9 protein-coding genes, 2 tRNA genes and 1 pseudogene are annotated in these 10,365 nt (G+C 34.5%); 10 read left to right on the forward strand and 2 right to left on the reverse strand.

The window, feature by feature from the left end; translation table 11 throughout:
- Nucleotides 1–148: 148 nt before the first annotated feature.
- The 8 genes and pseudogenes from corA (at nucleotide 149) to CW751_RS14660 (ending at nucleotide 6,684) form a co-directional block, all read left to right on the forward strand.
- On the forward strand, nucleotides 149–1,240 hold the full coding sequence (gene corA / locus CW751_RS14625; RefSeq protein ID WP_165779327.1) for a magnesium/cobalt transporter CorA: 1,092 nt from the start codon (nucleotides 149–151) through the stop codon (nucleotides 1,238–1,240).
- On the forward strand, nucleotides 1,231–1,476 hold the full coding sequence (locus CW751_RS14630; protein WP_101335773.1) for a glycosyltransferase family protein: 246 nt from the start codon (nucleotides 1,231–1,233) through the stop codon (nucleotides 1,474–1,476). Before corA ends, CW751_RS14630 begins: the two co-directional genes overlap by 10 nt.
- A complete protein-coding gene (locus CW751_RS16050) occupies nucleotides 1,473–1,709 on the forward strand; it encodes a putative ATP-dependent zinc protease (RefSeq protein ID WP_101335774.1) in 237 nt (78 codons plus the stop codon). Before CW751_RS14630 ends, CW751_RS16050 begins: the two co-directional genes overlap by 4 nt.
- A pseudogene (rimK, locus tag CW751_RS14640) lies at nucleotides 1,687–2,561 on the forward strand (30S ribosomal protein S6--L-glutamate ligase). The gene CW751_RS16050 and the pseudogene rimK overlap by 23 nt, the downstream one beginning before the upstream one ends.
- Nucleotides 2,562–2,563: 2 nt before the next feature.
- Entirely contained in the window at nucleotides 2,564–3,553 is a 990-nt protein-coding gene (locus CW751_RS14645) for a succinylglutamate desuccinylase/aspartoacylase family protein (RefSeq protein ID WP_101335775.1), read from the forward strand.
- 64 nt (nucleotides 3,554–3,617) lie between these two features.
- Complete coding sequence (locus CW751_RS14650) at nucleotides 3,618–5,279, forward strand: DUF819 family protein (protein WP_317045825.1); 1,662 nt, start codon at nucleotides 3,618–3,620, stop codon at nucleotides 5,277–5,279.
- A 12-nt stretch (nucleotides 5,280–5,291) separates the two neighbouring features.
- On the forward strand, nucleotides 5,292–6,194 hold the full coding sequence (locus CW751_RS14655; protein WP_101335781.1) for a histone deacetylase family protein: 903 nt from the start codon (nucleotides 5,292–5,294) through the stop codon (nucleotides 6,192–6,194).
- Nucleotides 6,154–6,684: a TspO/MBR family protein gene (locus tag CW751_RS14660; RefSeq protein WP_101335776.1), complete on the forward strand. Its 531-nt coding sequence runs from the start codon at nucleotides 6,154–6,156 to the stop codon at nucleotides 6,682–6,684. The genes CW751_RS14655 and CW751_RS14660 overlap by 41 nt, the downstream gene beginning before the upstream one ends.
- Nucleotides 6,685–6,988: 304 nt before the next feature.
- Here CW751_RS14660 and CW751_RS14665 read toward each other — a convergent pair whose 3' ends face one another.
- Entirely contained in the window at nucleotides 6,989–7,561 is a 573-nt protein-coding gene (locus CW751_RS14665; protein WP_101335777.1) for a DUF4199 domain-containing protein, read from the reverse strand.
- 3 nt (nucleotides 7,562–7,564) lie between these two features.
- Nucleotides 7,565–9,292, reverse strand: a complete 1,728-nt coding sequence (gene rho, locus CW751_RS14670) for a transcription termination factor Rho (protein ID WP_101335778.1) — start codon at nucleotides 9,290–9,292, stop codon at nucleotides 7,565–7,567.
- A 734-nt stretch (nucleotides 9,293–10,026) separates the two neighbouring features.
- Between rho and CW751_RS14675 the strand changes: the two genes are divergently transcribed.
- Together CW751_RS14675 and CW751_RS14680 are read left to right on the forward strand one after the other, a co-directional pair.
- Nucleotides 10,027–10,099 (forward strand) — tRNA-Gly (locus CW751_RS14675).
- A 66-nt stretch (nucleotides 10,100–10,165) separates the two neighbouring features.
- A tRNA-Leu gene (locus tag CW751_RS14680) sits at nucleotides 10,166–10,249 on the forward strand.
- Nucleotides 10,250–10,365 lie beyond the last annotated feature (116 nt).

The raw sequence follows: 10,365 nt of genomic DNA on the forward strand, positions 1-10,365 counted from the left end.
CCGAGCTTGCGAGTTCATTTCGGAAAGCTCAATACATCCTAACGAAATTAATAATATAGTTTAACGAAAAAGTGAAGATAAAATTCAATTCGTTCTAAATAAACGCTTTTTTATTCCTACATTAAGCCTACAAATGAAGAAAACTCAGATGGCAAAAAAGTTAAAATTTAAAAAACAGCAAAATAAAAAGCAAAGCCAAAAGATAAACAAAGCTGGAATGGCGCCAGGTCAGTTTATTTTTACGGGAGAACAAAAAACAGAGAAAACATTAATTCAATTAATGACCTACAATAATGAACAAATTGTAGAGGAAAGTTTTAACACCATTGACAAAGCCTTAACCGCAATAGATCAATCTCAAAAAACAGCTTGGCTTAATATTATTGGTCTCCATGAGGTTGAGATTACAAAAAAAATTGTTGAACACTTTAATTTCCATAAGCTTTCGGGAGAAGATATTCTGAGCGTAGGTCAACGACCTAAATTAGATGACTATGAGCATTATGTGCATCTCGTAGCACGTATGTTTCATTTAGAACAAAATGACTTAGTAGACGAACAAATCACAATACTCTTTAAAGAAGGCATATTAATTACCTTTCAAGAAAGAGAAGAAGATGCTTTTGAATTAATTCGTACAAGAATGAAAGAAGGTAAAGGATTAATTCGTTCCAAAAAAACGGATTATTTAGCTTATGCACTTCTCGATTACATGGTAGACCATTATTTTATAGCCATCGAACATTTTGGAAACTCACTAGAAGACATTGAGGTTGAATTACTATCAGAAGTTTCCGATGATATGTTACCCTTACTGCATCACAAAAGAAGAGAAATCGCATATTTAAGGAGGTCTGTATTTCCATTGCGTGAAGCCATTAGTAAATTTGAAAAACTAGAAAAACCTTTTATGAGTACGGAAATAAAGGTTTTTATACGCGATGTTTATGACCACACAATACATGTTATGGAAATGGTAACCGTTTATAAGGATTCTGTAGGGAGTCTACTCGAACTTTACATGAGTATTATTTCCAACCGAATGAATAAAATCATGAAGGTATTAACCATCGTTTCAACGATTTTTATTCCCCTTACATTTGTAGCAGGTGTTTACGGTATGAACTTTTCAAATATGCCTGAGTTGACCTATAAAAATGGTTATTTTATTACATTATTTGGAATGGCAGTTTTAACTTTATTGATGATTTTTTATTTTAAAAGAAAGAAATGGCTTTAGACAAACAAAAAATTTCGAAAAAATGGATTATTGGTAAAAACGATATTGCGGATTTACCACTTTACAATTTAAAGCATGTAAACATCAAAATAGATTCTGGTGCGTACACTTCTACAATTCACTGCAAGGAAATTAATCTTGTAAATAACCAATTACAAGTCGTTTTCTTAGATGAAAATCAAAAAGGCTACACTGGAGAGAAATTTATTTTTGATTCTTTTAAACAAAAAAAGTGAGAAGTTCAAGCGGAGAGTTACAGAACCGTTATATTGTTGAAGGTAATATTCGTTTATTTGGGAAAATATTCACCACAGAATTTACACTTTCCAAACGTGATTTAATGAAAAACCCCGTACTTTTGGGTCGAAAATTACTTTCTCACAATTTTTTAATTGATACCGCGCTAACCCTTCAATCATATACATTTAAAAAAATAATAAAACATAATGAAAATAGGTATTTTAAGTAGAAATGAAGAACTCTACTCTACCCGCAGACTTGTTGAATCCGCTCAAAAAAACGGACATCAAGTAGAAGTGATTGATCATCTAAAATGTGACATTGTCATTGAAGAAGAACATCCACGGTTGTATTATAAAAATCGATATCTAGAAGATTTTGATGCGATTATTCCTCGAATTGGTGCTTCTGTTACATTTTATGGTACTGCGGTTGTTAGGCAATTCGAAATGATGGATGTTTTTACAACTGTTAATTCACGTGGACTTACAGATTCTAGAGATAAATTACGTTCTCTGCAATTACTTACCAAATCAGGAATTGGATTACCCAAAACAGTTTTTACCAACTATTCAAAAATGTTGAAAGTATAATAGAATCATTAGGAGGTGTGCCTATTGTTATAAAGTTACTTGAAGGAACGCAAGGTTTGGGTGTTGTTTTGGCAGATACTAAAAAAGCGGCAACATCTGTTCTTGAAGCGTTTAATGGCTTAAAAGCCCGAGTTATTGTCCAAGAGTTCATTGAGGAGTCAGACGGTGCAGATATTAGAGCATTTGTAGTTGACGGAAAAGTAGTTGGTGCGATGAAACGCCAAGGAAAAAAAGGTGAATTCAGATCCAATTTGCACCGCGGAGGCTCCTCTCAAGTAATTGAACTTTCAGAAGTAGAGGAAAAAGCAGCCATTCGCTCAGCTAAAGCTTTGAACTTAGGCATTGCAGGTGTAGACATGCTTCAATCTAGTCGAGGTCCATTAGTTTTAGAAGTCAATTCATCCCCAGGATTAGAAGGTATAGAAAACGCAACACATTTAGATATTGCAGATGAAATAATTAAATACATTGAACGAAACAAAAGATAAGCATGAAAAAACGCAAGCCTTTTGAATTATTAGGAAACAGTATTTTACCTGGTAAAACAACGCGACTAACATTAGAAGTTGCCAAGTTACATACCAATACACCTATTCAAATCCCTGTAATTGTAAGCCACGCAAAAAAGCATGGTCCAACACTTTTGTTGCTTGCTGGGCTTCACGGTGATGAAATTAACGGAATTGAATCGATTCGTAAAATGATAAAAAAAGGATGGCATAAACCCAGTTATGGAACGGTAATCTGTATACCGGTTTTTAATATTTTCGGATTTTTAAATCTTTCTAGAGAATTTCCAGACGGAAGAGATCTAAACCGTGTATTTCCAGGCACAAAAAACGGCTCATTAGCTAGTCAATTTGCATATATCTTTATGAAAGAAATTGCTCCATTAACTGATATTATTATAGATTTACATACAGGTGCGGCTCAACGCAACAACTATCCACAAACGCGTGCAGACTTTCAAGATAAAGCTTCAAAGGAATTATGTGATATTTTTGCAGCACCATTTACAATTCATTCGAGTGTCTTGGCTAAATCAATCCGAGGCTCTGTTACCAAATTAAGAAAACAGTACATTTTATTTGAAGGTGGCAAAGCCAACAGAATAGATCAAAGTGTTGTAGACGTGGCCATTGATGGTATAAAACGTGTAATGCAACATTTAAACATGAGGTTTTTCGATATAGAAGAACCTAAACAGCCCCCCATCATCATACACAAGTCAAAATGGATTCGCGCGAGTAATTCTGGTGTACTAAACCTAAAAATAGACAATGGCGCTTACGTGGATAAGGGTAAAATAATAGCTACTATTTCTGATCCGTACGGAAAATTTGAACGTTCTGTAAAAGCGCCTTTTGATGGCTACGTGTTTAATGTCAACGAAATTCCTTTGGTAAATAAAGGAGATGCATTATTTAACATGGGAAGGGTAATTGAAACCGACGACAGAGATAATGACAAAAACACCTGAGAAAGCCCTTTTAATTCAATCGAATTAATTATTTTCGACAATCAATAATTTAATACATATTTCTATGAAAAACATCTTGTTTATTTTGCTCATAACGCTTTTTGGTTCTTCGTTTATTTTTAGCCAAGAGCAAGTAATGGTTAGCGGGAAAGACTCTTTAGTAATTACAACAGATGAAATACCTGAATCTGTATTAAAACAAATGGAAAAGCACAAGTTCGGTGAAAGCGTTTCCCTATTTAGCGAAGCACCTTATGGTGTTTTTGTTTTTAATGATGAGGAGCGTCGAATCATGAAAAGAGCCGATAAAATTCACATTATTTTTAATGAAGACTCTTTAGTAGTAGAAGAAGTTGGAAATATATTTTACAAAAATCCAGGACCTGAAGAAATTATACATTTGAATATTATCCCTATTAAAAATGGTGAACATATTAAGTTTACGGAACACGCTGGAGCAAGCAAAATTAGTTTTCTAGCGAAAAAACCGAAAACGGCATTAATAACAGATGACAGAATCGTTCTGGGGATTTTGGCGGTTATTTTAGCTTTAATTTTTTACACCTCTGGTTTAAATAAAAAAAGTTGGAAACGTTTATACACCGTTATTCCAGCTTTGTTCCTGTGCTATATGGTTCCTGCGGTTCTCACTTCGTTCAATGTTATTGATCCGACGGCTACCAATCTATATTACATGGCAAGCCGATATTTACTGCCTGGGTCACTGATTTTACTTATCCTTTCCGCAGACATTAAAAGTTTACTTGGATTAGGTTCGAAAAGTTTAATCATGTTTTTTACCGGAACAATCGGTATTATAGTAGGTGGTGTTTTTGCAGTATGGATTTTCAGTTATATTTCGCCTGAAACAGTTGGAGGAACAGGGAATGAAGCGACATGGAGAGGTTTAGCTACAATTGCAGGAAGTTGGATTGGTGGTGGCGCTAATCAAACTGCCATGTTAGAGACGTACAACTACAAAGAAACTTTATTTGGAGGAATGATTTTAGTAGATATAGTTGTTGCTAATATATGGATGGCTATAATTTTATTTGGCATTAGTAAAAAAGCTAAAATTGACCGATGGTTGAAAGCAGATAGCAGCGCAATTGACGAACTCGTTGTAAAGGTAGAAGATTTTCAAAGCTCCGTTCAACGTAAATCTAATCTAACCGACCTAATGGTCATTACAGGATTGGTATTTGGTGGAGTAGCTTTAGCTCATTTTTTAGGTGGATATTTATCTGCTTTCTTCTTAGAAAATTACGGAAAAGGAAGTACTTTTTCGAGTCAATTCTTTTGGATGGTGGTCATCTCTACTATTTATGGATTTACCCTGAGCTTTACGCGTGCGAAGAACTATGAAGGTGCCGGAGCATCAAAAATAGGTTCTGTATTTTTATATATTCTAGTGGCAACGATTGGAATGAAAGTAGACATCACCCAAATTTTTGATAAGCCTTTATTAATTTTTGTCGGACTTATTTGGATGGCATTTCACGCAATATTACTAATTGTAGTGGCTAAGCTTATTCGTGCACCATTTTTCTTTTTGGCTGTAGGAAGTCAGGCCAACGTTGGTGGCGCAGCCTCCGCTCCTATTGTAGCTAACGCTTTTCATCCCGCACTTACAACTGTTGGCGTATTAATGGCTGTTGTGGGTTACTTCATAGGGACTTTTGGGGCATTTACAGCCGCGGAGTTAATGCGATTAGTAGCCCCATAAAATTAAATGTTAATGCTAAAAATCGCGTTTAACCAACAGTATGTTCATCCATTACCTGAAAATCATCGGTTTCCAATGGAGAAATATGATTTACTACCCAAGCAATTACTTCATGAAGGAACGGTAGAAGAAAATGCTTTTTTTAGTCCAGAAAAAATTGACACAAAACATGTACTTGCCGTTCATGAACAATATTATTTTAATGATCTTGTTCAATTAAAATTAGATAGAAAGGCACAACGAAAAACAGGCTTTCAACACAATGAAGCTTTAATTTTAAGGGAACAGATGATCATGGAAGGCACGCGTGCTTGTGCATCATTTGCTCTAGAAAATGGTATAGCCATGAATATTGCAGGTGGAACTCATCATGCTTTTACAGATCGTGGGGAAGGTTTTTGTTTATTAAATGACCAAGCAATTGCAGCGAAATGGCTGTTGGATAATAAGAAGGCAAAGCAAATTCTAATTATAGATTTGGATGTTCATCAAGGAAATGGAACTGCTGAAATATTTAAAGAGAATCCCAATGTCTTTACTTTTAGCATGCATGGAAAAAATAATTATCCGCTAAAAAAAGAAAAGTCAGATCTAGATGTTGAATTGCCTGATGGCATTCAAGATGAAGCATACTTGAGTTTATTAAAATCATCTCTAGAAGAGGTTTTAAAAGTATTTACTCCAGATTTCTTGTTTTTTCAATCAGGAATTGATATTATAGAGTCGGATAAGCTAGGCAGACTCGGAGTGAGTATAGCCGGCTGCAAAAAAAGAGACGAAATCGTATTTCAAACAGCATACCAACTAAATTTACCTATTGTTGTGAGTATGGGAGGTGGATATGCGAGAGAAATTAAACATATAATTGAAGCACATGCAAATACATTCAGGACCGCACAATACATCTTCTTTTAAATCAGGATTATGGTGGAAAATCATCATCTGCGTAATTGCAACTGTTGGTTTAGGTTCATTAAGCGGAATATTATCAATGAACGGATTTGAAGGATGGTATCAAAACCTCAATAAACCGTTTTTTACACCTCCTAATTGGATTTTCGGACCCGCGTGGACTATTCTTTACATCCTTATGGGAGGATCTGTAGCCATTATCTGGCAAATTATAGCAGTGGCTCGATATCCAATTATAGTTAGGTTTGCCAAAAGAGGATTTATTATTTTCATCATCCACTTTTTGTTTAATTTGGCTTGGTCTCCTATTTTCTTTGGACTTCAAATGCCAGTGCTAGCTTTGATTATCATTTTTATCATTCTGGCATTCATTATTATTTTAATCCGACATTTCTTTCGTTTAGATCGATTGTCTGCATTTTTATTAATTCCATATCTACTTTGGGTTTCATTCGCAACAGCATTAAATTTAGGGATTGTTATTCTAAATTAAATTACTGGGTCACCAAGTTTAGTTGATATTTAACATTAGATATAAGATTTTTCCATCTCTATTTTTTTGATTTTAGAGATGATCCAAGTGACTGCTAATTGAAATTAGGTTGAAAAAAGTATTTGAATGCAGTATAACAAGCTGAATATATGGTTATAAAAGCTAAAGCCACTAGCAATTTATTAGTATTTACTTAAACAATTCCTGCAAAAAAACAACAAAGACAAGCTCATGTGTTTTCCATCAGGATGACATTCTCGAAAAGCTCGATTCATTGTAGTGGTTAATGTATACAGTGTTTATTCTATTCTTTCTTATAAAAGTCACGAAGTAGAATTTTTCTAAAAATCAGGGTGACAAAAATCGCATACGTTAGTGCCATGACCATTAAACCAAGAAGAGAAAAGACAAATAACGTTTTAGCAGATAAAGCACTCTCTGTATCTGATTTTATTTCACGAGAAATTTCTTCTTTAGACATTACACGAAAATCGGGATTATGAACCCGAAGTGTATCCACATAAGCTTCATCTTCCATTTCAAGATAGATATCATCCATCCTTTCTGTGATGCGGTTTTCAATAAACGAAGGATTCACCGTATCATAATACAAGAACATAAATATTGAAACAATTAATACATAAGGAGCTCCTGCGGTTAATGCTTTTTTAATGTCTGAAAGTGGTGTTCCAACACCAAACCCTTCTTTTTGTTTTTCAAAATATAAACCAAGACTAATGGCTAACAATAAAAATAAATTATTGACAAGTCCAGGTTTTACAACATCTTCTTGAAAAACGCCAAGCCATAAAAAAATAAATTTAAGGGCAATCCAACCTCCCGAAAACAGAAAAGCGAATTTTAATGCTGGTCTCATATCTTAGGTATTATTCATGGAAACCAAAAACTCTTCATTAGATTTAGTATCCTTCATATTGTTTTTCATAAACTCCATTGCTTCGATAGGATTCATATCTGCAATCACTTTACGCAATAACCAAACCCGTTGAAGGGTTTCTTTACTCATCAATAAATCTTCTCTTCGCGTACCAGAAGAAAGAATATCAATAGCTGGATAAATACGACGATTTGCAATTTTTCGATCGAGTTGTAGCTCCATATTTCCTGTACCCTTAAATTCTTCAAAAATAACTTCATCCATTTTTGAACCGGTATCTGTAAGTGCTGTAGCCAAAATAGACAATGAACCACCATTTTCAATTTTACGTGCAGCACCAAAGAAACGCTTAGGTCTTTGGAGCGCATTTGCATCTACACCTCCAGAAAGTACTTTTCCTGACGCAGGAGAAACGGTATTGTATGCACGTGCTAAACGGGTAATTGAATCTAATAAAATACACACATCATGCCCACATTCAACCATTCTTTTTGCTTTTTCAAGCACCATATTAGCCACTTTTACGTGTTGATCTGCTGGTTCATCAAATGTTGATGCAATTACTTCAGCATTTACACTTCGCGCCATGTCCGTCACCTCTTCAGGTCGTTCATCAATGAGTAAAATAATTAAATACGTTTCCGGGTGATTCGCTGCAATGGCATTGGCAACGTCTTTAAGTAAAACAGTTTTACCTGTTTTGGGTTGTGCTACAATCATCCCTCTCTGTCCTTTTCCGATAGGTGCAAAAAGATCCATTATTCGAGTGGACATAGACTCCTGACGATGTCCTGTTAATTTAAACTTTTCATCTGGAAAAAGTGGAGTTAAATATTGAAACGGAACACGATCACGTATAAAAGCTGGTTCTCGTCCATTTATAGAATCAACTTTTACCAAAGGGAAATATTTTTCACCTTCTTTCGGCGGACGAATAGTTCCATATACTGTATCACCTGTTTTTAAACCAAATAATTTTATTTGACTATGACTAACGTAGATATCATCTGGTGATGAAAGGTAGTTGTAATCTGAAGATCGCAGAAAGCCAAAACCATCAGGCATAACCTCTAAAACACCTTCGGCAGTAACAATACCCGACAAATCATACTTCTTTTCTCTAATCTTTTGTTGTTCTGATTTCTTTTGTTGTTGTTGTTGATGATTATTCTTCTGATTGTTATTTTGAGATTGCTTATCATTTTTAGAAGACTTGTGGTGGTTATTCTTATTTGAACGATCACCTTTCGTGTCATTCTTCTTATGATTATCTTTCCCTGCTTTCACAAAACCTTTACGTTCTCTTTGTTTGTCATCTCGAGTAGAATTGTCGTCGTCACGTGAATGACTGCGCTTTTCTTTTACTTGCGGTTTATGATCAGATTTTGATTCAGGTTTAGTTTCTGAAGAAGGTTTGTTCGATTGCTTATCTTTATTGTCTGCTGCAGAAAATAAATCTTTGTTGTCTGTTTTTGGTTTAGACTCACCTGATTTTGTGTCTTTAATACGTTTTCTAGGTGGCTTATTTGCTTCGGAAGATTTTTCAACTTCCTTTTTTTCTGTTTTTTTCGCCTCAGCGTCAGAACCACCATCTACTATAAGATTTATTAAGTCTGCTTTGCGATGTGATTCTACTTTCTTAATGCCGATTGTTTTGGCAATAACACGTAATTCTGGAAGCTTCTTCCCGGCTAATTCTTCTTTATTCATTGATATGAAATAATATTATAAGAGATAACTATAAAAGTTGTAATATGTATTTTAGAGGTTGTCACAGATTTGCGACGCCACAATAATACAAATATTCTTTCTTAAAATAACCATAATAGAAAAAAAATATATAAATAATTCAGATCAGGTTAAATCATCTTTAATAAAATCGCGTCAAACAAAGCTTTTTATTGAATCCAAAATCTGGTAGAAGCCCAGTAATTTTAATTAGTAGAGTTATGATCTTAACGATTAATGCAGAGAAATGAGCCTACAAATCACATCTTGATATCGATATTCAAAAATGATAGTAAAGTCAAATCACCCTCCCTTAGCACGGATTATTAACTCCTTTAGTCGTTGAGCTCGCAGGCTCGGTTCATGCATTTAATTTTAAATCTTACAAATACACAAGTACCCAAAAATGGGTTTCTAAAACTTTACAGGAAATACATTTAAGACATTGATTTATAGATGTTAACGCTCTAAGACATTAAGATTGGTGAATAATTCGGGTTAGCGGTTTTGTTTATTTAGTTGATAAAATAAATTTCAAAAATATAATTTGCAATCAATTCGTTTCCTACATGTTATGGACATCCTAATCAATGAGATTTAAAAAAAACTATTTTTTTATTCTTTTATGTGTTGTTTATAAATAAAAAAGCATTACATTTGTCCCCGCAAAAGAATAGCGATTCTTTACAAAAATTGAAATAAAAACTACATAATAAGCGAGAGTAGCTCAGCTGGTAGAGCACAACCTTGCCAAGGTTGGGGTCGCGGGTTCGAATCCCGTCTCCCGCTCGAAGAGTAAGGAAGGGATCATGATAATAATCATTAAACCGACCGCTCGAATAAAAATACTGTCCTGCTCGGGTGGTGGAATTGGTAGACACGTTGGACTTAAAATCCAATGAACCTTGGTTCGTACGGGTTCAAGTCCCGTCCCGAGTACAAACAAAAACCGTAATTGATTCATTAGTAATTGATTGCGGTTTTTTTATGTCTTAAATTTGTAAATATATCATCCCTTCGGGATTGATGGTAAAACTTAACGAGATAGGCTTATA

Origin of the sequence: Brumimicrobium salinarum (assembly GCF_002844555.1) — a bacterium.
GTDB classification, from domain to species: Bacteria; Bacteroidota; Bacteroidia; order Flavobacteriales_D; family Crocinitomicaceae; genus Brumimicrobium; species Brumimicrobium salinarum.